18 protein-coding genes are annotated in these 23,590 nt (G+C 43.3%); 5 read left to right on the top strand and 13 right to left on the bottom strand.

All coding sequences use genetic code 11. From position 1 onward, the window contains the following. Nucleotides 1–14: 14 nt before the first annotated feature. Nucleotides 15–3,164, bottom strand: coding sequence for a SusC/RagA family TonB-linked outer membrane protein (locus tag AHMF7605_RS18655; protein WP_106931556.1), 3,150 nt, complete (start codon nt 3,162–3,164; stop codon nt 15–17). 720 nt (nt 3,165–3,884) lie between these two features. On the opposite strand from AHMF7605_RS18655, the gene AHMF7605_RS18650 reads away from it, so the two are divergent. After that, entirely contained in the window at nt 3,885–4,760 is an 876-nt protein-coding gene (locus tag AHMF7605_RS18650; protein ID WP_233219185.1) for a DUF4097 family beta strand repeat-containing protein, read from the top strand. Between the two features lie 117 nt (nt 4,761–4,877). Then, nucleotides 4,878–5,567, top strand: coding sequence for a DUF4097 family beta strand repeat-containing protein (locus AHMF7605_RS18645; RefSeq protein ID WP_106931555.1), 690 nt, complete (start codon nt 4,878–4,880; stop codon nt 5,565–5,567). Between the two features lie 543 nt (nt 5,568–6,110). Here the strand turns inward: AHMF7605_RS18645 and corA are convergent. The 6 genes from corA to AHMF7605_RS18615 all read right to left on the bottom strand — a co-directional run bounded on the left by corA (nt 6,111) and on the right by AHMF7605_RS18615 (nt 10,745). Then, complete coding sequence (gene corA, locus AHMF7605_RS18640; RefSeq protein WP_106931554.1) at nt 6,111–7,088, bottom strand: magnesium/cobalt transporter CorA; 978 nt, start codon at nt 7,086–7,088, stop codon at nt 6,111–6,113. A gap of 544 nt (nt 7,089–7,632) precedes the next feature. Further along, nucleotides 7,633–8,118: a hypothetical protein gene (locus AHMF7605_RS18635; protein WP_146153620.1), complete on the bottom strand. Its 486-nt coding sequence runs from the start codon at nt 8,116–8,118 to the stop codon at nt 7,633–7,635. Nucleotides 8,119–8,147: 29 nt separating this feature from the next. Continuing rightward, on the bottom strand, nt 8,148–8,618 hold the full coding sequence (locus AHMF7605_RS18630; RefSeq protein WP_106931552.1) for a GNAT family N-acetyltransferase: 471 nt from the start codon (nt 8,616–8,618) through the stop codon (nt 8,148–8,150). 85 nt (nt 8,619–8,703) lie between these two features. Further along, a complete protein-coding gene (locus AHMF7605_RS18625; protein ID WP_106931551.1) occupies nt 8,704–9,219 on the bottom strand; it encodes a GNAT family N-acetyltransferase in 516 nt (171 codons plus the stop codon). A gap of 118 nt (nt 9,220–9,337) precedes the next feature. Continuing rightward, nucleotides 9,338–9,634, bottom strand: coding sequence for a hypothetical protein (locus AHMF7605_RS18620; protein ID WP_106931550.1), 297 nt, complete (start codon nt 9,632–9,634; stop codon nt 9,338–9,340). A 202-nt stretch (nt 9,635–9,836) separates the two neighbouring features. Then, complete coding sequence (locus AHMF7605_RS18615; RefSeq protein WP_106931549.1) at nt 9,837–10,745, bottom strand: NAD(P)/FAD-dependent oxidoreductase; 909 nt, start codon at nt 10,743–10,745, stop codon at nt 9,837–9,839. Nucleotides 10,746–10,900: 155 nt separating this feature from the next. Here AHMF7605_RS18615 and AHMF7605_RS18610 point away from each other — a divergent pair, with 155 nt between their 5' ends. Next, on the top strand, nt 10,901–11,278 hold the full coding sequence (locus AHMF7605_RS18610; RefSeq protein ID WP_106931548.1) for a Fur family transcriptional regulator: 378 nt from the start codon (nt 10,901–10,903) through the stop codon (nt 11,276–11,278). A gap of 197 nt (nt 11,279–11,475) precedes the next feature. Here AHMF7605_RS18610 and AHMF7605_RS18605 read toward each other — a convergent pair whose 3' ends face one another. The 5 genes from AHMF7605_RS18605 to AHMF7605_RS18580 all read right to left on the bottom strand — a co-directional run bounded on the left by AHMF7605_RS18605 (nt 11,476) and on the right by AHMF7605_RS18580 (nt 15,231). Next, a complete protein-coding gene (locus AHMF7605_RS18605; protein WP_106931547.1) occupies nt 11,476–11,838 on the bottom strand; it encodes a VOC family protein in 363 nt (120 codons plus the stop codon). 203 nt (nt 11,839–12,041) lie between these two features. Continuing rightward, entirely contained in the window at nt 12,042–12,482 is a 441-nt protein-coding gene (locus tag AHMF7605_RS18600; RefSeq protein ID WP_106933528.1) for a VOC family protein, read from the bottom strand. A gap of 161 nt (nt 12,483–12,643) precedes the next feature. Further along, nucleotides 12,644–13,396 (bottom strand): DUF1835 domain-containing protein, encoded by a 753-nt coding sequence (locus tag AHMF7605_RS18595; RefSeq protein WP_106931546.1) that lies wholly within the window; start codon nt 13,394–13,396, stop codon nt 12,644–12,646. A gap of 409 nt (nt 13,397–13,805) precedes the next feature. Beyond that, nucleotides 13,806–14,048 carry a DUF433 domain-containing protein gene (locus AHMF7605_RS18585; protein ID WP_106931545.1) on the bottom strand — a complete coding sequence of 81 codons (243 nt, stop codon included), beginning with the start codon at nt 14,046–14,048 and terminating at the stop codon, nt 13,806–13,808. 175 nt (nt 14,049–14,223) lie between these two features. Further along, on the bottom strand, nt 14,224–15,231 hold the full coding sequence (locus AHMF7605_RS18580) for a hypothetical protein (protein WP_106931544.1): 1,008 nt from the start codon (nt 15,229–15,231) through the stop codon (nt 14,224–14,226). Between the two features lie 502 nt (nt 15,232–15,733). Here AHMF7605_RS18580 and AHMF7605_RS18575 point away from each other — a divergent pair. Next, nucleotides 15,734–18,091, top strand: coding sequence for an ABC transporter permease (locus AHMF7605_RS18575; RefSeq protein ID WP_106931543.1), 2,358 nt, complete (start codon nt 15,734–15,736; stop codon nt 18,089–18,091). 409 nt (nt 18,092–18,500) lie between these two features. After that, nucleotides 18,501–20,936, top strand: a complete 2,436-nt coding sequence (locus AHMF7605_RS18570; protein ID WP_106931542.1) for an ABC transporter permease — start codon at nt 18,501–18,503, stop codon at nt 20,934–20,936. An 88-nt stretch (nt 20,937–21,024) separates the two neighbouring features. On the opposite strand, the gene AHMF7605_RS18565 is transcribed toward AHMF7605_RS18570, so the two are convergent. Then, entirely contained in the window at nt 21,025–23,541 is a 2,517-nt protein-coding gene (locus tag AHMF7605_RS18565; RefSeq protein ID WP_233219184.1) for an outer membrane beta-barrel protein, read from the bottom strand. Nucleotides 23,542–23,590 lie beyond the last annotated feature (49 nt).

The following is a 23,590-nucleotide window of genomic DNA, read 5'->3' as shown; positions in this document are numbered from 1 at the left end:
AAATGAAGCTTAGCTTAAAAATCGCACTGTACACCAAAAGAAAACACGCGGCTGGCCGGCCAGTTACCTAAATCCACGCCCCGTTCCAAGATGCGGGTGCGAGCGCTGTTCGGGTCGGGGTTACCCACTACGTCCGGATCCAGACCCGAATATTTGGTAATGGTAAATAAGTTCTGCCCACTGATAAAGAACCGGGCATTTTGCAAACCCGCGCGGCCTAATAAAGCAGTTGGCACATTGTAACCCAATTCCACGTTCCGGAGCCGCACGTAAGAGCCGTTTTCCAACCAACGATCGCTATCGCCGCGATTGTTATCAATAATACTTTGCTCCGTATTTAAAGCAATGCGGGGATCTTCGGTATCGGTATTGGTAGGCGACCAAGGACTAATATCGCTGCGGAAATTAGTTTGCTGGTACGAATCCAAGGCGCGCCGGACATCGTTGTAGAGCTTGTTACCAAACACGCCTACTAATTGTAAATTCAGGCTAAATTGGTTGTAAGAAGCATTAAACTGCGCTCCGGTTTGTAATTTTGGCCACGGCGACCCTCTGAAGGTACGGTCGCTGGCATTGATGGCTCCATCTCCATTCTGGTCAATGAATTTTATGTCGCCGGGTTTGGCATTCGGCTGAATTTTAACGCCGGTAGCAGTTACGTAGTTGTTTACTTCTTCCTGGGTCTGGAACAATCCATCGGTTTGAACGACGTACCATTCGCCTAAGGAGCGGCCTACCTGGGTACGGGTATTGCCCGATTGAATGTAATTGATACCTTCGCCCTGGTTTCCTACATCTTCTACTACGTTTTTGATGGTGGTAAAATTACCGCTTACATCCCATTTCAGGGCTTGGTTGCTGTTGCGGTAGGTAGCCGAGAACTCGATGCCTTTATTGCGGATAGACCCGGCGTTAATAAAGGGATCACCCCGTAAATTGCCTAAATAACCGGCTACCGGGAGTTGCAATAAATTATCGTTCGATAAAGAGTTATAGCCTTCCAGCGATACGATTAAACTATTATTTAAAAATCCGGCATCAATACCAATATTGCGCACCACCCGCTCTTCCCATTTCAGGTTTTCGTTCACCACTTGGGCCTGCGTGCTACCGACGAAGGGAGTTTGATTGGGCCCGAAAATAGCGCGGGGGCTGTTATTGATAAAGGCCGTGTAATCATAAGAACCTTGGGTTACAATACCCAACTCGCCGTAGGAAGCATTGATTTTTAAATCGGTTACCCAGTCCACGTTAAAGAAGCTTTCTTTGCTGATGCGCCACCCGGCGGCAACGGAAGGAAAATAACCGGTCCGGTAATTAGCCCCAAAACGGGAATCCTGGTCGATGCGGCCGGTCAGGGTTAACAAGTATTTATCGTTGTAGGAATAAATAATCCGGCCCAGATAACCGTATAACCGGTAATCAATGGGGCGCCCCCCACCTGCGACGGAAGTACCGCTGGCCGAGCCAATGGTAGTAAAATACTCGTTATTGTAAATTTGTAAGTCGGAGCGACCGCCGGAAGTATTTTCGCGGGTAACGTGTTGTTGGGTAATACCAACTACCCCGCTAATATTATGTACGCCAAAAGCTTTATTAAAATTAAGCGTATTTTCGAACAAGAGATTTAAATAACGCGAACGATCTTCATCGACGGAGCTATTCCGCGGAGCGGCGTTAAACTCCCACACGCCCACTTTGCGGATTTCGTTGTAATAGTCGAAACTTACCTCAGCACCAGTGTTAAAGCGATAAGTTAACCAATCGGCAATTTTTACATCCACGAAAGCATTTCCTACCAGTTTGGCATAATTAAATTTCCGGGGGTTTAAATCGGCGATAGCTACCGGGTTCGACACGTAGGTAACCGCATCTACCCGCCCGAAGCCCCAACCGGCCGGGTTAGTAGAATTTATGTAACTAGGGTCCCGCACCGGAATAATCGGCAGCATTTGGGGGGCATTGTAAAACGGATTTATTTCGGTAGTATTGGTACCCGGAATATCTTTGGTATTCGAGTTAGAGAGCACCATGTTTTCGCCGAAGGTAATCCGGCCCTTGGTGCTGCGGGTATTTACCCGTAACGTTGCCCGCTCAAAAGAATTACCAATGAGTACGCCTTTGTTCGTAAAATAACTGCCCGAAATAAGGTAAGTACCCGTTTTAGAACCTCCCGATAACGACAAGTTATAATCCTGCACGTTACCGGTGCGCATTACTTCGTCTTGCCAGTCGGTATCAATATTGGGGTTAAAAGCGGAGCCCACGCTGGCGGGCGGCGTTTGACCGGAGTTTTCGTATTGGGTACGCTGCATGGCCGCAAACTCGGTACTATTCATAATATCGTAGCGTTTCGGAATCCGTTGAATGCCGTAACGCGCTGAGAGCGAAACTTTAGCCGGACCTTCCTTGCCTTGTTTGGTAGTAATAATTACTACCCCGTTAGCGGCCCGGGCGCCGTAAATAGCTGCTGCCGAAGCATCTTTTAACACCTGAATAGACTCAATATCATTATTATTAATGGTAGTATTGGCATCGGCAATCATACCATCAATCACATACAAAGGATCGGTGTTGGCAAAACTGGCCGCACCCCGCACTTCAATGCGGGCCATTTGGCCGGGAGCGCCGCTGTTACGTACCGTAATTCCCGGGGCTAAACCTTGTAAGGATTCGGCTACCGAATTGGTGGCTACCCGGTTAGCGGCGGCTGGGTTAATCACCGAAACTGCGCCCGTTAAGTCTTGCTTCCGGACGGTTTGATAACCAATTACGACTACTTCCTGCAGGGCTTTGGTATCTTCGGCTAAGGTTATATTTACCGTAGTTCGGTTATTAATCGCTACATCCTGGCTAACATAACCAATAAAAGAAAAAGTGAGGGTGCCGTTTTCCTGACCAGTAGGGATGCTAATGCTGTAACTGCCGCTGGCATCGGTGGTTGTACCGTTAGTGGTGCCTTTCAATAAAACCGTTACACCAGGTAAAGCTTCGCCACCCGTGCCGGAAACCGTTCCGGTTACTGCAGTCTGAGCGTATAGGTTGCCGGAACATAAACTTAACCCAAGGATAAGTACCAGCAGGAAAGCAGTCAACTTCTGCCGGTATAAGTTTAAACGAGGAGCAACCAAAGTAAAAAAAAGCGGGGGTATTGGGTTTCTCATAAATGAACAGATTTAACAGATTAATTTTTAGGAATTGTAAGCTTAATAGAATTTAAAAATCAAGAAATCTGATTTTTCAACGGAGCAGAAACAAAGGATTGATTGAACATTTTCTAATTACACTACAGAAAATAGGAATCGGATTAGTTTTTTTATAATATTTTAACCGAAATCCTTCTAATAAGTTACGTGCGAGGGCAAATATTTGTGCGATTAATTCGCCGTCAGAGGTCTTTGAAAATGTCAAATATTTAAAAAGCTTCTTTTTCCGAAAACTTTACGACTGACACTCTGGCAAATAAGAAATAAAAGCGTTTGGCGGCTGTTAATAAAAATTCCTGGGGTTTATCGTGTTAGAGAAGAAAGGCGTTAATGCAAATCAATAATTGTAGCAGCGGTTGCTTCCTGCGCTTCTTCCTCTTACACTATATTGAATCTTATAAGATGTATTTAATAAAAGTAATAGTAGCTGTTTGTCGTTGGAGCCGGTTCCCGTCTCCAGTTGGCGGTGCTAACTTATTTGAACCGTAGCCTGATTACCTCCTGCCTATTCATTTGCTAATTAAAGTCTACCTAATACGTCTTATTCCTTTTAGATTGGTATTACTTCCGCTTTCCCTATTTTTTTCTGGTTAATTGTAATGTATTCCGGCTTTCGTCGTCTTTGTTAGTGAAAGCTTTTTAATCCTCTACTATTCTACTACCTAACCTTTCATCAACATGCAAAAATCAGGAATACTCGCCTTCGTTTGTTTTACTATTATGGCTACGAGCGTAGTAACGGCGCACCGGAGTTTAGAGTCTGGCAACAGCAACCACTTAAATACGGCTAAGCCGCTAAAATCAAACGCTAAAAACAAATCTAATGCTCTAGCGCCTCTCACTTACAAAACCAAACTGGGCAACAGCAAAGACAACCAGGTGCAGATACAGGTGTACCGGAGTTCGGTGGAGGTTGTGGGCCATAATTCCGACGAAGTAATTATTGAAGCTAAAAACTATGAGGTACCGGAACGGGCCGAAGGTTTGCATTCTTTATTCAGCGAGGTAGAAGATAATACCAATCTGGGGCTGGCGGTAATAAAAGAAAAAAATACCCTTAAAATTTTGCAGGCTTCGCGCCGCGGGAGTGCGTACACTATTAAAGTACCGAAAAATGTGGCGGTTGTATACCACGAAACCAGTCCGCACGGCGGCAAATTTGAGCTCTCCGACACGGCCGGGGAAATAGATTTAGACTTGCACCACGCCAGCGCTACCCTTACCAACATTACCGGCCCGGTACAGGCAAACGCCATTCATGGCCACCTGGACATTACATTTTCCGAACTGAACCAGGCGAAAGGTAGTTCTATTAAATCCGTACACGGCCCGATTGATATAACCCTGCCCGGCAATACCAAAGCCGATTGGGAACTGGAAGCCAACTACGGCGAAATTTACACCGACTTCGATATTAGCCACCCCAGCGACAGTAAAAATGGTCTGGCCAAAATTGCCGGTGGTAATACCATTAAAGGTAAAACCAATAATGGCGGCGTAGAAATGAGCATTTCGGCCGTACACAGCAATATTTTTATCCGCAAGCAAAAATGAGAAGGCAGTAGGTTTTAGGTAGTACGTGGTACGTTTATAAAATTCTGCTATTAGCCTTTACTTACGCTTGTTATACATCCGATTTTATTCATCTGTTTACTTTTATTTAATTTAAATATGAGAATACGTATTACCTTGGCTTTGCTTGGCTGTTTTTTCACCTTTCAGGCATTGGCTCAGCCCCAAATAATAGAAAAAACTATGTCGGTGCCGAACGATAAAAAAGTGGATTTAAGATTCGACTTTGGGAATAACATTAAAATTACTACCTGGGACCGCAAAGATGTTTCCGTAAAAATGACGTATATAATTAATGGTGGTCGCCTGAACAATGCTTTGCAACCTGCTTTTACCGCTGAAAACGGTACCGCCCGCATTGACGTAAAATTTGACCGGGAACTGTTAAAAACCGGTCGGGCCGAAGACTGCCCGGATAACCAACGGAACAATTATTATTACCAGGATGGTGTCCAAGCATTTACTTGCCAGCAGATTGATTACGAAGTTTTTGTACCCCGCGACGCGAATGTAACGGTAGAAAGTGTGCATTGCAGTATTGAGTTGCGAAATTTAACCGGACCGGTACACGCCAAATCTATTCATGGGTTTGTGGATATGAACTGGCCGCCAAAACAAGGCGCCGATGTAACCTTAAAAACCGTTCACGGCGATGTATTTTCTAACTTGGCTTTAAAATTCACCGGTAAAAAAGATGAACAACGGATAAGTGGTTTGGTAAACGGAGGCGGTACGGCTATAGACTTGGAAACTATTCACAATAATGTTTATTTCCGGCAGCAAAAGTAAGGCGATATATTCCTCAAAATAAGGCTGCCGGGTACCTATCATTTTTCCAAAAGAACCAGACTAAACTCTGGTAATGTTTGTTTCAGAATTTACCAGCAGCCTAAAAACGCATCTTGCAATTAAAATACTAAGCTAAAATAAGCTATCAACCATTCCTGCCCCTCCTAAATAAACTTAAGAGGGGAGCTTAAACTTATCATCTAATACAAATAAGCATCCTTTATTTTGTCCGGGAACTTAAACTAAATAGAAATAAGAGCGACCTATTTACTCATTCTATTACCTCTATTTGTTTAAACTTTGTTTAAACAAATAGAGGTAAGTAAATTACACCAGTTTGGCTGTTGAGCACCTGCTAGGCTTTTGGTACTGCGCAGCAGTATTCCGCCGACGCAGTTGAGGAAAGGAAGAATAGCGAGTGCGAAAGAGCCAAACGAGGTCGCCGGCCACGCGGCAAACTTGGTCCGTTTAAATTAGTTAGCACTGCTGCCTGGAGACTGGAAAAGGCTCCAAAGACAAACAATTAATGAAAAAAGATACTTTTCAAAACCAGCCCGACCGTTTAAAATACCAATAGAGAAACACACACGACGAAATAGTTAAGCCCAGCACTACCGGATAACCATAATGCCAGCTTAACTCCGGGATAAATTCGAAGTTCATGCCGTAAATGCCGGCAACCATGGTGGGGATACCTAGAATAGCGGCCCAACCGGCAAACTTTTTCGATACTTCGTTCTGCGATAACGAAATAAGGGAAAAATTTACTTCCAGTACGCTCGTGAGCAACTCCCGGGTATTATCTACCATCTCGTTAATGCGAATAGCGTGGTCATAGATGTCGCGGAAATAAGGCCGGGTTTCTTCCCGGATTAAAGTTGAATCGAAGCGCATGAGCCGGTTACAAATATCAATTAGGGGCGAAATAGCGTGTTTTACTTCCAGCAGATCGCGCTTAAGCTGGTAGATTTGCGTAATAGTTTCCCGGCTTGACTTACCACTAAAAACGCTAGCCTCCAGCATCTCTAACTCCTCTCCTAACTGGGTTACCACCGGGAAATATTGGTCGACGATAGAATCCATAACCGCGTATAAGGCAAAACAGGGGCCTTTCCGGAGCAGGTTGGGCGTGCTCTCGCAGCGGGAGCGCACCTCCCCGTAAGACAGCGTAGAACCATGCCGAATGGTAAGAATAAAGTTGGCCCCCACAAAAAAATGAGTTTCTCCGAATACAATCCGGCACGGTTCCCCAGAAACCTGGGCGGTACGCAAAACAATAAAAAGAGTATCGCCGAAAGTTTCTATTTTGGGGCGTTGATGCGCCTGATGCGCATCTTCTACGGCCAGTGGGTGTAACCCAAACTCCTTTTGGGCCTGAGCCATCAGGTCTTCGTCGGGTTCATGCAGGCCTATCCAAACAAATTTATCTGTTTGCCGGAGTATTTTACCAATATCACTGATCTTGACGTTAGCTATGCGATGGCCTACAGAATAGGCGGCACAATTAATTACTGCGCTCATCACCCAACCGGTTAATTAGTTTACTTTAATGGCTTCTTTTCCTTTTTATCCGTTAAAAGTTAATTATTGCGTCATCCGTATTTCATCAAAAGAAGACCGAGCAGTAAGAATTATATTAGCGAAATAAAATGAAGCCGGAGCGTATCAGCCCGTTTATTGTACGGGAACAGCATTTCGGCCATTCTAAAACAAGCTCATTAATAATCTAAATATTATTATAAGGTAGGTAATCTTCCGGATATCTTCTTTATTTTATTAAATTTTATTCTGTGATTTCCAGTTAAGTAGAACCTTTCATTAAGCCGAAAACTGCTGGAGGAGCTGATCCAGGTCCTGGTACCGACCAATGGTCCTTTCCTTCGGGGGTAAGCTCCGAATAAAGCGGGCGGATGACTGGTACATTTTGCCTCGCCCCCGTCGGCGAATTATTTTACTTATGAGAGTAGCCGCGCTTTTTCTTTAAAAAAATCCCGTTTATTTGAAGCAATATAGCTTTTATTCGTTGGGCCGTTTTTATTGAAAGGCTTTCAGGTAAGTATTCAACTTATAAGCTGGTAGCTAACTCCTGCTTTTCCGGCGCAATAACGCCAATTTGAACTTTGGCCCGCATGAAGTTCTCCGCTTGTATTGGTTTATTATAGTACCTTCTTAACAATGCCAATTGCCCCACGTGGGTCAGCATATCGGCCAGCGGACCTTGAATAAGTTTTAGGGCTGTATCTAATTCTACTTCCTTCCCGGTTAAGGCATTATCTGTGGCTTGCAGCAGATTAAAAAATTGCGTGGTTGCTTGCTCTTCCGGTAAAGCAACGGGTCTTATTACGTCTCTTTTTTCTATTTCGGCCAAACAAAAACTAAGCACCGACGACATGTGATACAGAATTTCGAAAGGCTTACGCACCCCACTACCCGAATCGAACCGCATAAATTCGTCCTCCCCATCAGCCAAACATTTTGTTAACCGGTACGCAATTGTCGCCAGTAAATGCCTTAAAATAAGGTTGGTTTCTTTTGTTGGTTGAGGTGCCATGGCGGTAGATTTTTTAATTGGAGTTGCTTTTAAGAAACTGCAGGAATTATTTTTTTCAGCATACACACGCTATTTTCTACTCCCTGATATTGTCCATAATTCGGGATTAAAGAATAACCGGCTTTCTGATATAAACGGATGGCTTCGGGCTGCTTTTTACCGGTTTCCAAGATGCACTCGGCAAAATTTAACTCCTTTGCCCATTGTTCTAACTCCCGCAAGATTTCCTCGGCAATGCCCTGCCCCCGGAATTCCGGTAATACAAACATTCTTTTTACTTCGGTGGTATGTTCCGCGTATTGTTTTATAGCGCCGCAACCCACCGGCAATTCGTTTTTATAAGCTACTACGGTGTGTTTAATCGCATCAATTTTATTATACTGGGCATAAAAAGCATGTTCTTCCCCATCTCTGATAGCTAAATCTTTATCCAGCAGGGCTACTAATTTTTGAAAATCCGGATTATCTGAATTGGTACGGAATAAGGTAGTTTCTATCATTTAATTGCTTAGCCTATTTTTCGAATAAAGTTATTTTATTTACTCTATTTTAAATAGAAAATAGGAATCACTTTTTTAATTGCCTTTAAGCCGCGTTAGCCAACACTTTTTCATACGCTTTTCTTGAGCTTCCTCTGAAATACACCTCCCCGCAGTAAGTATAGCCTGATTTTTCAAAAGTTTTCATCATGGCAAGGTTGTCAAAATTAGTGTCTGCTTTAATGCTATAAATATGGTTACTTAGGGCAAACTCTTCTATAAATTTCAACATCTTTTGGGCTAAACCTTTGCCCAAATACTTTTCTGAAATAGCTACTCGGTGGAAAACCACAAAATCCGCATTCGTTAACCACTTTCCTTCAATTTTGGCGTATGCAGGTTCGTCATTAATTAATACGGCGCTATACCCGACGATAGTTTCTCCTTCGGTCAAGACAAATCCTACGCCTTTTTCAATGTCATCCTGAATAACAGCCGGATTGGGATAACCGTCTTGCCATTGGTTACTGCCATCCGCTTTTCTGCGTAGTATTGCTTGTTGCAGAATGTCCCATATTGCCGGGATTTCAGCAGCACTAGCTTTTCTAAAGTAATAATTCATACGGGAGATTTAGGCTATTATAATTCTTTCGGTAAATTATTTACTAACGTACTTTGCTATGGCACGCTTTAGTGGGCTTTAGGCGTGGTCAGATGTTTGTATTTCTGGTGATTTCTATTTAATTGTTCTCTTTTCTTTGAAAGATTAAGTTCTTAAAATGCTGAGGTTTCTTAAAATTGGGTATTGTTTCTGTAATTTCTTTTAATCCGTAATTTGGAAAATCTGCTATGACCTCACCAGCAGCGATAGAAAGTAATTCATAATCTTCTTCTGTTGCATTTTCATCAAAAACACACTTCCAAAGTATCTTTCCATTACTTAATTCTATTGATACAGACCTTAATGAAATGGGGACATTTCCCAATAAAGCTCTCACTCCACTAAGTATTAAGCTGTTATCTACTTCGGACTTCATTCTAATCATATTACATCTAACCAGCAGATATACGGAATAACTCCGGTTATCGGAAACATGGGTAAAGTTGAAGCTTTTGCTTTATTTCTTCGACTTTCTAATGTAAAGATTTACTATTTTACTAATTTGCTAAATATAAAAAGGATTCTGATTATCTGACCGCGTTCTTTTTAGCATAACAGATTTCCGCTTATACACGCCATTAAAACTCTTCCTCCATCAAATCTTTATTCACGAAAGCGCCGGTTGCGGTACCGCTGGCAACGGCCAACGAAACGGCCCGGCCAAAAATAGAATTATCGCCGCAGGCATACACACCGGCAACCGTTGTTCTCTGGAACCCGTCTACTTTTAAAAAACCTGGTTCGGTTACTTCGCAACCTAATTCCACCGGAATAGGACAATGCTGTACAAATACAGGGCGCGCATACATAGCGTTTACTAAAATTTCTGTTTGGTCCTTTAAAACCACACTTCTAATTTTTCCCTGATCGTGCTGGAAACTTTGAATTTCGGTCTGAATAATGGGAATGTTGCGTTTTTCAAGTTTGGCAGTTTGCTCGATCGTTAAAGTAGATTTTCCGTTGGTGAAAAGTACTATATCCTTGGTCCAGTTCGAGATTAATTTAACTAATTCAAAACCGGTATCACCGTTACCCAATAACCCGGTTTTTAAATTTTTCACTTCGTACCCGTGGCAATACGGGCAATGCAAGATGGATATTCCCCAACATTCGGCAAACCCGGGCAGGTCAGGCATTATGTCTTTTAACCCGGTGGCAAACACCAGTTTTTTACTTGAAAAAGTATTCCCACTTTGGGTAGTTAAGCTAAATCTCTTTTCCGTTTTAACGGCACTTATGGCGAGTCCATTGTAAAAGGTAACGGTACTGTAACGAGCCACCTGCTCTCGGGCTAAAGCCGAAATCTGGGCGGGAGTTTCGCCATCGTGGGTAATAAAGTTGTGCGAATGGGGAGTTTGTCGGTTACAAGGTTGGCCACTGTCGATGATTAACACCTGGCGTAAAGCCCGGCCTAAACTCATAGCAGCCGAAAGGCCGGCATAACTGCCGCCCACAATAATCACGTCGAAAGTTTTAGAATTTACCATAAAATCAATCTTTAAAATGTTCCTCCCGAAAAAAAGAAAGCGCTTAATTGTTGGCGCAAAGGTTTAATTCCAACTTTCGGGAGTAGTACCTGGTTTTTGATTTGGCAAACCTAGGATTTATTTTTATTATTGCAACTTAATTGCAATAATAATTAATGAAAAGAAGAAGCACTCCCTCTAAACAGGCTATTTTAAATATCCTGCATTCTGCCCCAAGAGCCTTTAACCAGGAGGACATTGAGCAGCAAGTAAAAGGCGCTATGGATCGGGTTACGGTATACCGCATCCTGAATAGGTTTTGCGAAGACGGCTATGTACACAAAATTCTGTCAGACGATGGCAAGTATTATTTCGCGCTTTGCCATAACTGCGAAGAAAAGCAGCACCGCCACAATCATTTTCATTTCCGGTGCCGGAAATGCCAGAAAGTAGAGTGCCTGAAAGAAGAAGTAGTGGTAAAAATACCCGCCGGCTACCATGTCGAGAACGTGAATTGCTTATTAACCGGGTACTGTCAGAATTGTGTAGCCTGACGGAAGTGGGTAAAATTTAAATTTCCAAGCCTTATGATTTACAGTAACGTTAGTATAGGTAGTTCAGCGGTAGCTTAACTGATGGATTTATGCTTTAAATGAACGAATTTATTGCTTTCCAGATATAAATATTTCTTAGGTCTACTGGCCTCACGGTAGTGGTTCGTTGCTATACTTACTTTCGCGTTTTTATAATTTTACCATTGCTGAATAACAATACCTAATTGCTTATCCCTTAACGCAAATTCTTTTGCTCCCCAAGGCCGAAGCGTAATTTTACGAAGGTTTGGGTGCAGAAACTCAGGATGAGTGGAGGATATTTTTTTGTATACTTCCTCAATATTATTAGTTACCAGTCTAAATTCAGGATTATGTTCTTTTGCTAATTCCTTGTTTTCAAAAAGATTAATCCGCAAACCGTTCTTTTCGATCACACAGAAAGGATTATTTGATTTTAATTCATCATGTGCAATAGTAAATTCAAGGCAATCGACAAATAGCCGTAATGCCTCTTTAATATCTATATAAAATACATTCGGAACCAGCCTAGTAAAATTCATCGTTGATTAATTTACATAATGCGCTTTCTCTTTCTACTTGTGTTCTTTACAGTTTTGGCTACCGCTTCAGGAATTTGCGAAAGCAGAGTATTAGAACTTCTTCCGCTTCGGTTTTGCCCAAATGTTGCTAGAAATACAAATATTATATTACTTCCAATAGCTCGGCTTTTGCAAATTCCTTGTTAGGCGTTCGTTGTTTTCGTTTATGTATTTTCGTTATAGTTCGGGTCAAATTCCACAATCCATTCAATACCGTATTTGTCTCTAAAACAACCAAAATAAGAGCCCCAGGGGCTATCGCCAATAGGCCCTTCTATTTGTCCTCCTCCGGAAAGCCCATTAAATAATTTGTCGGCTTCTTCTTTACTTTCGGCGTTAATTACAATTTTACTTCGGTTCTCATTTTCGTTTGTTTTTCCCAAACTTTCCGGAACATCATTTGCCATCAACATATTATGTTTACCGATCGGCAAAGCAATGTGCATAATTTTGTTTTCTTCTTTTTCCGCTACCGGAAATTCAGGACCTGCCAGGTCTTTGAAACGAATAACTTTTGCAAACTCTCCGCCAAATACTGATTTGTAGAAGGTAAACGCTTCTTCGGCATTTCCGTTGAAGTTAATGTGCGGGTTAATTAGCGCCATAATTATTATAATTGATTTGTAGTGCCCAAACATACTACTTACCTACAGAATAAATAGGGTGTTATTGCGTCAAAAAAGAGGGTAATTACGCCAAAGGCGATATAGAGATGCCGCCTAATGGTTTGGCTAAACGGTGGCCAATGGCTGACGTTTAGGTGTGGTTAGCGGTGGTGCATTACTTTGTCATAGAGGTTTTTTAATTGCGTGTCCCCGAAACCATAAATGCTTTCTCGGTTCCAAAATTCTTGGAACACTTTAGGAAAGTCAGTGGAAATATTTTTTAGGATGTCTTCCATAACCCTTTCCGGTCTGCCTTTGGTGCCATCTTTAGGAAAACGGTCCACCTGCGCCTTTACTACCTCTGGTAAATACGGAAAAGCTACCGATGGATTCTTGGAAAGTGCGGTCAATTCTTTCAGATTACCCTTTTTGTAAGCTTGCCACAAGTCTTGCCCTACCTGTAGGTCCGCGTCACTTAAAGAAATTCTATTGGCGTAACAAACCTGTAATTCAGCGGAATTGGCGGGTCCAAAGGCATTCCAAAAATGTTTACTGGTTTTGTCTAAATAAGTAGTATAAACCGCAAAAACTTTTTTCTTGATGGGCAAACGATGGATAATGGAAAGAACAAACCACATATTAACTTGACAAAACAAGTCATACTCGAACCAAAGATTAAATTCGGAATCATCCGGAGCATTCCTTATTTTTTCGAATTCGTTTACCACTTGGCTCTGGTATTCCGTTTCGGTTACTCCCAGATACCTGGCTCTGGCTTGCCAAAAGTCTGGCAAATGGTGGCCCGCTAGATTTCCCTCTATCAGACCTTCTCGAACGACAATGAGATCTCCTCCAATTTTAGCGTCCGGAAAACTGTAAGCCAGAGCGTCGCCGTTTAAAATATGATAAATCATAATGGTGCTGTTTTTTGCATTACCGCTAACGGACCGCGCGTATGCCAAGCCCGTAGGGAAGCAAAGGTTTTGTCTATGCAGGGTTAGGCACAAGCTTTCTTTTATTCATTTAGGATTGTCGGCCCAGGCATTAATTGTTTGCTGAGAACTTCTTTAATTTTAGGAACTAGTTTGCTCAAGGTCAAATAAGTATTATCTGTTGCGTTAAGCACTAAAACTGGAATAGCGTATTTTTTGAAATTCTGTTGGTATTGTAAATTTTTGTCGAAGGTAAATTAAAGCCTCAAAGTTCTCTGCTATTAACAACTTCGTTAGTTCTCCATTCTTCTTTCCGTTCCAGCCTTTGTCGTTAATGGTATAGATCTCATGGTCAGGAAAGTCAAGTTTAAGCCGCTTAGGTAAGTTTTCGTCAAGCAGCAGCCTCATATAACTTTTCTATATTTTTAGAAGTCATTATTTTTTCAGCAATCCCTAACACGCTAATCGCTTGTTCTTTGCTTACAGTGGGAAAATCTTCTAAAAATTCGTCCAAGGAAACGCCTTTTTCTAAATGTAAGAATAGCGTCTCAATTGGAACGCGGGTTCCTTTGAAAACAGGTTGTCCGCCTAAAATTTCTTGGTCAATGTTGATGTAGTCTTTGATATTTGTCATAATGCTAATTATACGATTTTTACAAAATATGCTAATTCTTTAGCTTGTGCCTAACGTTTTGCGGATTGGCGTTGTGGCGGATTTTTAGCATAAAAGCTCAATCGAAGAACGGCACTTGAATCTACCGTAAAACTGTCATACGAAGTACTGAACCCGCCATTACGCCAAACCGCTGTTAGCTGCTGGGTATTTGTTCTTTTATATTGTCAATTTCGTTATTAATGTTTTGAAAGTCATTGTTTATTTTTTCAAACAAGTCATTAAAAGTTAACCTTTTAAGTTTTTCATATTGGTATTTAAAAGTGTCGCCATAGTTTAGGTAAGGCTTTTTTCCTCTCCCTGAAAGTGTATTGTTGAGAAACAAGTTGCTGCCAATTAAATTTTCTGCGAATTTTCCTGCTTTTCTTCCAATTACAAATTTTCTGTATTGTATATCTTCAATCTGAACACCTATTTTATAACCGTCTTGCAAGTCAAGAACAAAGTCGGTAGTTGCTTTTTGATTGTTGATGCTGTATGCTGTCGTTAAGTTATGTCTGTTTGATTTGCTGAAATGGATTAGCAAGTGACTTGCTCTTAATTTCTGATAACCTTCCCAAAGTTTTATTTCGTTTAGTTTGCCGTATAAAACTTTGTTTAATGAAATGGGGAAATCGTATTCCTGCTTTATTTCCAACTGTTCGGATAATTCGGATAAATTAAATGCAAACTGTTTGTAGTCCAATATTAAGCTTTGATAGTAAGTATCGTTCGTGAATTTGTTTGGTTCTATAGAATCAGAAATGGTTCTATATGTTTTGACTGTCCAACCCTCAAAAGACAAGTCATTTGTCCAAAATAAAGTTGTAAGCACAAACTCAATATCAGTTTTTCCAAATGAAAGTTTAATTCGTTCAAGCTGTGCTGATGTTGGAAAGTCTTTGACCTTGTTTTCTATTGCAATTTTGTCCAACACATACAAGTCAACACTAGCTTTGAATTCTCCACTGCTTTGATTGTGTTCTCTTTTGAAAGTAATGTCGTTGTTTAATGTTTTGTCGCTAAAAAGTTTTGCTGTTTCGATTTTATTCAAAGTTGATAACCAATACCAAAAATTAGAGTGGAATAATTCTCTCGAAGAAAGGAAAAGATAAAATAAAGGACTTTCTTTAAGTTTTTCTATTGTCGTGTCGATATTATTCACTTTTCTTACTGTGTCGTTGTTTTACCTTGCCGCCAACTCGTAGATATACGGAGTTATTTCAGTTATCCTCCTGTATTGGTTGAATATACGGTGTAGTTTCGGTTATGGGTATAGTGGGTAAAGCTGCGGCTAAACCTGATTATCTTGTTTTCTTCTATATCCAATCCAATAAATACCTCTTCTATCCCCTAAATATATAGAAATTTTGCTTTACCCTTACGGCAAGTAGGCTTTTGCTGACTGGTAAATATACAATTACAATCTTTCGTTTTACGCCAGCGAAATGGCTGTTCTAAAAGCGAACAAAAAACTGTATCAAAACCGGACAGGCCGCGGTAGCAGTTAAGAGCAAAGACATCGTAACTTATTAATTACAAGCTATATATAACAATGGCATCTTTCTTATTCCTTAATATGCCGGCAAGTTTTTTGCCGGATAACGGTTTTTACAAAATGTTACGCCTGTAATCCTTTCCTCTTACGAATCCTGATTCAGACAAATATGCTTACTAATTACCTGAAAATAGCGTTACGTAACCTGCTCCGGCACAAGGTATTTTCTTTTATCAATATTTCGGGTTTGGCTTTAGGAATGACCTGTAGCATTTTAATTATGCTCTGGGTACAGGACGAACGCAGCTTTAACCAATTTCACACGAATATCGATCGGCTATACCGCGTAATGGAAGTGCAGCATTACGGTGGTAACGAGGATTTTACCCTCGATGCTACGCCCGGACCTTTAGGCGAAAACCTGCCCAAAGATATTCCCGAAATAGCGCAGGCCGTAACCATAAATCCGGGTTTTAATTTACTTTTTACGCACGAAAATAAGGCTTTGAAGCAAAACGGCACTTACGCCGGCCCCGATTTTTTCCGGCTGTTTTCCTTTCATTTTATTCAGGGTAATCCGCAAACGGCTTTAATGCAGCCCCGCTCGGTAGCTATTTCGCAAACTATGGCTCAACAATATTTCCGGACGACGAATGTGGCGGGTAAAACCATTAAAGTAAATAATAAAGAAACTTACCAAATTACCGGCGTTTTTAAAGACGTACCCAAAAACTCATCGCTGCAATTTGATTGGGTAATGCCGTTTACGGATTTTGCCAAAGAAAACGATTGGGTGAAAGACTGGGGCAACAACGGCCCTAAAACGTATGTGCTGCTGCAACCCACTGCGACGCTGGCCCAGGTAAACCCAAAAATAGAACGTTATTTAACCACGAAACAAAAAGACAGTAATATAGATTTGTTTTTGCAGCCGGTGAAAGACATGTACCTGCACGGTAATTTTAAATCCGGTAAAGTACCCGCCGGCGGCCGGATTGAATACGTGCGCTTATTTTCGATAGTAGCCATTTTTATTTTAGTAATTGCCTGCATTAATTTCATGAATTTGGCAACGGCCCGGTCGGCGCGGCGGGCCAAAGAAGTAGGCGTTCGTAAAGTAATTGGCGCCGGTAAGCGCGAACTCATCGGGCAATTTATCGGCGAATCTATGCTGATTACTTTATTAGCGATTGTATTCTCGCTGGCCTTGGCCCAACTACTATTGCCGGTGTTCAACCAGTTAACCGGTAAATTTATTTCTATCCCGTACAGCAGTCCGTTGTTTATCTTGGCCGTGGCGGGTATTGCCTTGGTTACGGGTTTGTTATCGGGTTCGTATCCGGCTATGTTTTTATCGTCGTTTGAGCCGGTAAAGGTTTTAAAAGGTACGCTGCGGTTCAGTAACCGCGTGGTTTGGTTCCGGAAAGGACTAGTAGTTTTTCAGTTTATTTTATCGTCGGTGCTGATTGTGAGTGCCTTGGTCGTGTACAGCCAGGTGCAATACATCCGAAGCAAAAACATAGGCCTAAACCGCGAGAATGTGGCTTATTTGTACCTAGAAGGCGAATTGAAAGAACATGCCTCAACCTTAAAAACCGATTTGCTGCAATCGCCGGATATAAAACAAGTAACTATTTCCAATCAAAATCCCCTCACGATAGGATCTTCCACGGGTAATGTACAATGGCCCGGCAAAGCCCCAAAGGCCGACGTGCTGTTTAGCGTAGTGGCTACCGAATACGATTATTTGCGTACCATGGGCATTCAACTTAAAGCCGGGCGCGATTTCTCCCGGGAGTTTGGCACCGATACTTCTAATTTTGTGGTGAACGAAGAAGCCGCCCGCCTAATGAACCTGCCAGAGCCGCTCGGGCAGAAAATACAGGTAATGGGAGTAGACGGCCATATTGTTGGCGTTATGAAAGACTTTCATTCTTCTTCCCTGCACAATGCCATGCAGCCGCTCATTATGATTTTGGCGCCGAAATACGCCGATTATCTTTTTGTACGCCTGGCCGCCGGCAGAACCAGCGCCGGTTTAGCGCAACTGGAAAAGCTAGCCAAGCAATATAATCCGGGTTATCCTTTTGAATACCATTTTCTCGACGAGGATTTTGAACAAATGTACCGCAGCGAAGCTATAATTGGCCGGTTGGCTTATTATTTTGCGTTTCTGGCTATTTTTATTTCGTGTTTAGGTTTGTTTGGGTTGGCTTTGTTTACCGCCGAGCAACGCACCAAGGAAATTGGCATTCGTAAGGTGCTGGGCGCTTCGGTTTTAAATATCACCGGTATGCTCTCCAAAGACTTCCTGAAGTTGGTGTTACTGGCCAATATTATCGCCTGGCCGCTGGCCGCTTATGCCATGAATAACTGGCTGCAAAACTTTCAATATAAAACCGATTTGGCCTGGTGGATATTTGCCCTAGCGGGTGGGGCCACTTTACTCATTGCGTTGTTTACTGTTAGTTACCATGCTATCCGGACGGCCATTACCAACCCGGTTACTTCTTTGCGCAGCGAGTAGCTGACACTAAGATTAATTTACCTGGCGCGAGCGCAATGTAATTAAGTTAAACAAATTAGTAGAAAAAGTCCCTTTCGAAGGTAGATCGTTACGTTCTAATAAATTCCTGCTTTCGCGAGCGTCTACGCTCGTGAAGATTATCCAGGAGGCCTCCGGCCGGGCGAACCCAAAGTCTATTTATAATACATCCGAGCATGTTTTCACCGGCCAGAGTCCGGACGATAGCCCTCACGAGCGCGAACGCTCGCGAGAGAAAATCAGGTACTGAATAAAAGCTCAGGCGGCATAAAAAAATCAAGTGAATTCTTAAATCAAGTACATCCGGGTTCCGACATTTTACAAAGCAAAAACATTTAGAGCTTGAAACTGTGTTCTAATAATTAACAACTATTCACAACAAAATAACGCTATGCTGACTACCTACCTCAAAATTGCCAAACGCATTTTATGGCGCCACAAAGCTTTCTCGCTGATAAATATTCTGGGCTTAGCGCTAGGCATTACGGCTTTTATTTTAATACTGGAGTACGTCAGTTTTGAACGCAGTTTTAACCGTTTTCATACAAATTTGCCTACCCTCTACCGACTGCAGCTGCAAGATCGCGATGGCGAGTTTGGCATTAATATCGCTCCCGCCGTAGCACCGCTCGTGCAACAGCAATTTCCGGAAGTTCGGGCTTTCTGTCGCGTGGCCGAACAAGCGGCTAATGGTTTGGTTACCTTCGCCGGTGCTAAAAAAGAAAGTGTTGCGCAATCGTTCCGCGAAAACGAGATAGCCTACGCCGATGCGAGTTTTTTTACCTTATTCACTTTCCCGCTGGTGCAGGGCCAAGCTGCTACCGCGCTGCAAGCCCCCAATACGGTAGCTTTATCGCAAACCCAAGCCCGCAAATATTTTGGAAATAAGTCGGCCATGGGGCAAGTAATAACCCTTAACAATCAGTTCGGGAAAACCTTATACACGGTTACCGCCGTGTACGCCGATATGCCGCAGAATTCCGATCTGCGTTTCGATGCAATTTTCTCGCTTATTACGCTGGCCAACCCGGCGAACCTAAACGGCAACGGGTGGGCCCGTTTAGATGGCTTCGACGGTACTTTTTTAACTACTTTTTTTCAGGTAAGCCCCGGTACCAATTACCAGACGCTCGCCGCTAAACTTAATGCGCTGGCTAAAAAAATGAACCCTGCCAACGAAGACCGGTTCTGGCTGCAACCAACCGGTAACCTGCACCTGGCAACGTCGCTGAGCGATCCACTGCGGGTTAGTGGCAGTTTGGGTTTTGTGTATTTGCTGGAAGGCATTGCCGGGTTAATTTTAATTATTGCCTGGTTTAACTACGTAAACTTATCCACGGCCGGCGCATTAAAACGCGCCAAAGAAGTAGGCATCCGGAAAGTAATCGGGGCCCGTTCCGGCCAATTAATCCGGCAATTTTTAGGTGAATCGTTATTTATAAATCTGCTGGGATTTTCTCTGGCGCTCGGGTTAGTCGTTTTGCTGCAAAGCCCTTTCAACAAACTGATAAAAAAAGAACTAACCTTTGGTGTCTTGCAAGCGGATAATTACTGGCTGATTGGTTTAGGGTTATTGCTGGCCGGCGCACTGGCTTCGGGCATTTACGTGGCTTTTACGCTGGTATCGTTTAAGCCGGTGCAAACTTTAAAAGGTACTCCCCGGATGAGTCGTGGCCAATGGCTGCGTAAATCTTTGGTGATAGGGCAGTTCAGCGCCTCGGTAGTGCTAATGATTGCTACCCTGGTATTGTATCGCCAGTTACAGTTTATGCAAGACCAGGATTTAGGCTTTGAACTTAGCCAGCGTTTGGTTATTCAAAGTCCGCAGGTAGGCGAAGAAGCGGCCATTACTACGCGTACCGCCGTGCTGGAACAACAGTTAAGTCAGTTGCCCTACGTAAAAAATTTCTGCCAGAGCGGCATTGTACCGGGTAACTTTTATAATTTCGGCGCCAACGGCATTGCCCGGCCCGGCGCTCCCGCCGACGATAGTAAAAAAGGCTACTCCATGGGCATTATCGATGATCGTTATGTGCCAACGTACGGCATTGCTTTAGCCGCCGGGCGCAACTTTAATCACCAGGAAACCAGTTTAGGCTGGGAGAAAAGCGCCAAACTAATGCTCAACGAAACCGCTGCCCGGCAATTAGGTTTTACTTCGGCGGCGGCGGCCGTGGGCCAAACGGTTAGCTGGGGGCAAGCCTACCAGGTGGTAGGAGTGATGCGCGATTACCACCACCAAGGCTTACGCGAAGCCATTGACCCTATCATTTTTCTGCCCCGGCGTTCGGTTGGTTACCTGACGGTGCAACTTACCCCCGGTAACATGTCCCGCAAAATGGCCGAACTCGAAAAACTATACCGGGCCAGTTACCCCGGCAATCCCTTCGAATTTTTCTTTTTAGACGAACGCTATAACGAGCAATACCAACAAGAGCAGCAATACGGGCAAGTATTTACCGTGGCTTCGGCGCTGGCTATTTTTATTGCTTGTTTAGGTTTGTTTGGTTTAGTAGCTTTTACCACGGAGCAGCGTACCAAAGAAATCGGCATTCGCAAAGTGCTGGGCGCTTCGGTGGCGAACATTCTGGGCTTAATCTCGCGGGATTTTTTAAAATTAGTGGTGCTGGCCAACTTGCTGGCCTGGCCCATTGCCTGGTGGGGTATGCACCGCTGGTTGCAAGATTTTGAATACCGGATAACTATTACCTGGCCTATCTTTGCGGTAGCCGGGGCTTTAGCCATACTTATTGCTTTGCTTACCATCAGTGTGCAAGCCATCAAAGCCAGTTTAGCCAACCCGGTAAACTCCCTCCGGAGTGAGTAAAATGCCTCTGCAATAGATGAGAGAATAACACCTAGCCAAGCTGCCGCTACTAATTTAGTGAGCGGCAGCTTGGCTCATTTTTAAAAAATTAATTCGTACGCTGCATCTCTTCTTCGGAACTGGTTTTGCGCGGGCGATTACTTTTGAGTTGTTGATTGCCAAAGGCGTAGGTTAGGTTGAACATGGCGATGCGGGAGTCAAATCGGATGCAAATATCACTCGTATAGTTAGCCGTCCGGATCTTTCCTTTTATTTGATTGGTATGTAAAACATCCTGTACGCTTAATTTCGCTTTCCAGCGGGAGCCCAATGCTTTTTGCAGCCCGGTATCAAAGGAACCCAGCCACGGAGAGCGCCACAAGGCATCTACGGCGGGGGTATTCAGCCAGCCGGTTACTTCTGCGGTCCAGCCTTTACCTAATGTAAAGGCATTAGAACCATTCAGCCTGCCGGATATTTGTTTTACCCGCAACGGGGTGTCTTGATAGTTGTACTGAAACTGGCTATAAATTCCCATCATTGTCGTTTGCAGTGTCCAACCTTGCCGTACGGTTACTGGTAAAGTAATAGTTACGTTATAGGCCTGCGATTTGCCAATATTTTCCGGTACCCGTTCCGAAGTGTTGCCGGTTACGGGTTGGAGAACATAGAAAACCAGGTCATGGATGTAACTGGCCCCCAAAGCGGTAAATACCTTGTTATCAAAGCCATGTTTCAGCTCTAGGGAGTGCGTATACTGCGGTTGCAAGTAAGGGCTTCCCTGGCTGTAAGTGTAAGGGTCCAGGTAAGCACGGGCCGGATTTAAGTTCTGGTAGTTGGGGCGGTCAATGCGGTAGCTGTAAGAAAAGGCCAGCGTGTGTTTGGCAGATAGGGTTTGGGAAAGAAAAACGCTGGGGAATAAATTCAGGTAATTTCTTTTTACTACCTGGTTGAGGGTTATAGAATGGCCTTCGGAATGGGTTTGCTCACCGCGTAAGCCAATCTGCAAGTTTGTTTTTACGCCTAACTTGCCGGTAAAATTGGCATAAACGGCTTTTACCCGCTCCGTATATTTAAAATGGCTCGATAAAGTTGAATCCATCTGTAAGTTGCTTAACTCCCCGTTCAGCAAGGTTAGGTTATTGTTAGAATAAACATAACTGCCTTTAAAACCAACTTCTAGCTGCCAATCATTCCCCAAGGAACGATTATAATCGGCCTTAAAGGTTTTAATGTCAATGGAAGTGGGCATTTGGGTAAACAAGCCTCTAGGAGCAGGGATAGAATCTTGGGAGAACAAGGTTTCGGTTGCTAACGCGTTTGTAAAATCCCGGTCAAAATGCCCCAAGTCAATATCCGCGGTTAGCTGGCCCCCTTTGTTCTGGAAACGGTGCTGCCAGTTTAGGTTAATGGCTTGATTCGAAGAAATGGTCGACAACGTTTTTTGGGTGAGTGTTTGCAGGTAAGGCGGTTCTGCTTCCTGACGGCGGAAAGATACTGCTGCCGGGCTCTTTTCTTGGTTGTTGTTCCATAAGCCGGTCCATACCAACCCTAAAGTCGTATTCTGGTTAAGGGCATAATCTAATCCTGCTTTAACATTATGCCCTCGGGTTTTAAACCGGATATAAGATTCGCTGTTAACCAGATTGCGCTGCTGGCCATCGGCCTGATTCCGCAGCACGTCGAAGTCCCAGTAGTTGCCTCCCCGATTGGCACTGTAGCTCCCAAAAAGATTGAACTTAGGCGTGCGGTGATTTAATTGTCCACTACCTTGCTCCCGGTCATATTTCCCCGCGCCCGCTCCTACCGAAAGAGAGCCATTGGTGCCTACCTCGTTATTCTTTTTCAGCCGGATATCGATAATGCCGGAATTGCCGGCGGCATCGTACTTGGCCGATGGGTTGGTGATTAACTCAATGCGGTCGATATTGTCGCTGGGCATGGTTCGTAAGAGAGCCACCACATCGGCCATGGAAAGGTAGGTTTGCCGGCCATCCATCTGCACGATCACGCCTTCTTTGCCGCGAAGCCGTAACTGGTCGTTTTGCCGGTCTACGGTTACTCCCGGGGCTTTTTCGAGTACTTCCAGTGCGGTGCTTCCGCTACTAATAATGCTGTTTGCTACGTTCACTACCATCCGGTCTATTTTCTGTTCTACAAAAGGCCTTTTGGTGGTAACGGTAACTTCTTTTAAATTTTTAATTAATGGGTTTAAAGTTATTTGGGGTACGGTAATCAAGACTTGGTCGACGGCGATAACCGCAGAGGTGAAAGAAGCATAACCTACCATATTCGCCGAGATGATGTATTGTCCCCCGGCGACACCCGTAAATTCAAAAGCGCCTTCTTCGTTGGTTAAGGCCCCCTTTACTAATTTAGAATCAGAGGCCATTAAAAGTCCGGTACTTACGTAGGGTAAGCCTTTGCCCGCCGGATCCCGGATATATCCTCGGAGAGTACTTTGGCCCATTGCTTGGTGCGCATTAGCCAGTAATATTAATCCAAAAAAAGCAGATGGAACCCCGATAAAAGAAACACTAAAAAGCAGTAAGACTTCGGTGAATTTTCTCTTTATTATTAACGGGATAAGAAAAAAACTATTTAAGATATGATACATTCTTTTCATAAAACAGCAAGCTTTAAAGAGAAATTGATATATTTTCCACTAGTATTCA

The sequence above is a fragment of the Adhaeribacter arboris genome (genome assembly GCF_003023845.1).
Classification (GTDB): Bacteria; Bacteroidota; Bacteroidia; order Cytophagales; family Hymenobacteraceae; genus Adhaeribacter; species Adhaeribacter arboris.
Note: the sequence above shows the minus strand (reverse complement) of the source record. Positions and strands in the feature narration are given on the sequence as shown.

Excerpts from the sequence above, each read along its gene's own strand:
- AHMF7605_RS18625 (WP_106931551.1), bottom strand. The coding sequence starts at position 9,219 with ATGAATTATTACTTTAGAAAAGCTAGTGCTGCTGAAATCCCGGCAATA.
- AHMF7605_RS18575 (WP_106931543.1), top strand. The coding sequence starts at position 15,734 with ATGCTTACTAATTACCTGAAAATAGCGTTACGTAACCTGCTCCGGCAC.
- AHMF7605_RS18630 (WP_106931552.1), bottom strand. The coding sequence starts at position 8,618 with ATGATAGAAACTACCTTATTCCGTACCAATTCAGATAATCCGGATTTT.
- AHMF7605_RS18600 (WP_106933528.1), bottom strand. The coding sequence starts at position 12,482 with ATGGCGCTAATTAACCCGCACATTAACTTCAACGGAAATGCCGAAGAA.
- AHMF7605_RS18595 (WP_106931546.1), bottom strand. The coding sequence starts at position 13,396 with ATGATTTATCATATTTTAAACGGCGACGCTCTGGCTTACAGTTTTCCG.
- AHMF7605_RS18615 (WP_106931549.1), bottom strand. The coding sequence starts at position 10,745 with ATGGTAAATTCTAAAACTTTCGACGTGATTATTGTGGGCGGCAGTTAT.
- AHMF7605_RS18650 (WP_233219185.1), top strand. The coding sequence starts at position 3,885 with ATGCAAAAATCAGGAATACTCGCCTTCGTTTGTTTTACTATTATGGCT.
- AHMF7605_RS18655 (WP_106931556.1), bottom strand. The coding sequence starts at position 3,164 with ATGAGAAACCCAATACCCCCGCTTTTTTTTACTTTGGTTGCTCCTCGT.
- AHMF7605_RS18635 (WP_146153620.1), bottom strand. The coding sequence starts at position 8,118 with ATGGCACCTCAACCAACAAAAGAAACCAACCTTATTTTAAGGCATTTA.
- AHMF7605_RS18565 (WP_233219184.1), bottom strand. The coding sequence starts at position 23,541 with ATGAAAAGAATGTATCATATCTTAAATAGTTTTTTTCTTATCCCGTTA.
- AHMF7605_RS18605 (WP_106931547.1), bottom strand. The coding sequence starts at position 11,838 with ATGAATTTTACTAGGCTGGTTCCGAATGTATTTTATATAGATATTAAA.
- AHMF7605_RS18570 (WP_106931542.1), top strand. The coding sequence starts at position 18,501 with ATGCTGACTACCTACCTCAAAATTGCCAAACGCATTTTATGGCGCCAC.
- AHMF7605_RS18620 (WP_106931550.1), bottom strand. The coding sequence starts at position 9,634 with ATGAAGTCCGAAGTAGATAACAGCTTAATACTTAGTGGAGTGAGAGCT.
- AHMF7605_RS18610 (WP_106931548.1), top strand. The coding sequence starts at position 10,901 with ATGAAAAGAAGAAGCACTCCCTCTAAACAGGCTATTTTAAATATCCTG.
- AHMF7605_RS18645 (WP_106931555.1), top strand. The coding sequence starts at position 4,878 with ATGAGAATACGTATTACCTTGGCTTTGCTTGGCTGTTTTTTCACCTTT.
- AHMF7605_RS18585 (WP_106931545.1), bottom strand. The coding sequence starts at position 14,048 with ATGACAAATATCAAAGACTACATCAACATTGACCAAGAAATTTTAGGC.
- corA (WP_106931554.1), bottom strand. The coding sequence starts at position 7,088 with ATGAGCGCAGTAATTAATTGTGCCGCCTATTCTGTAGGCCATCGCATA.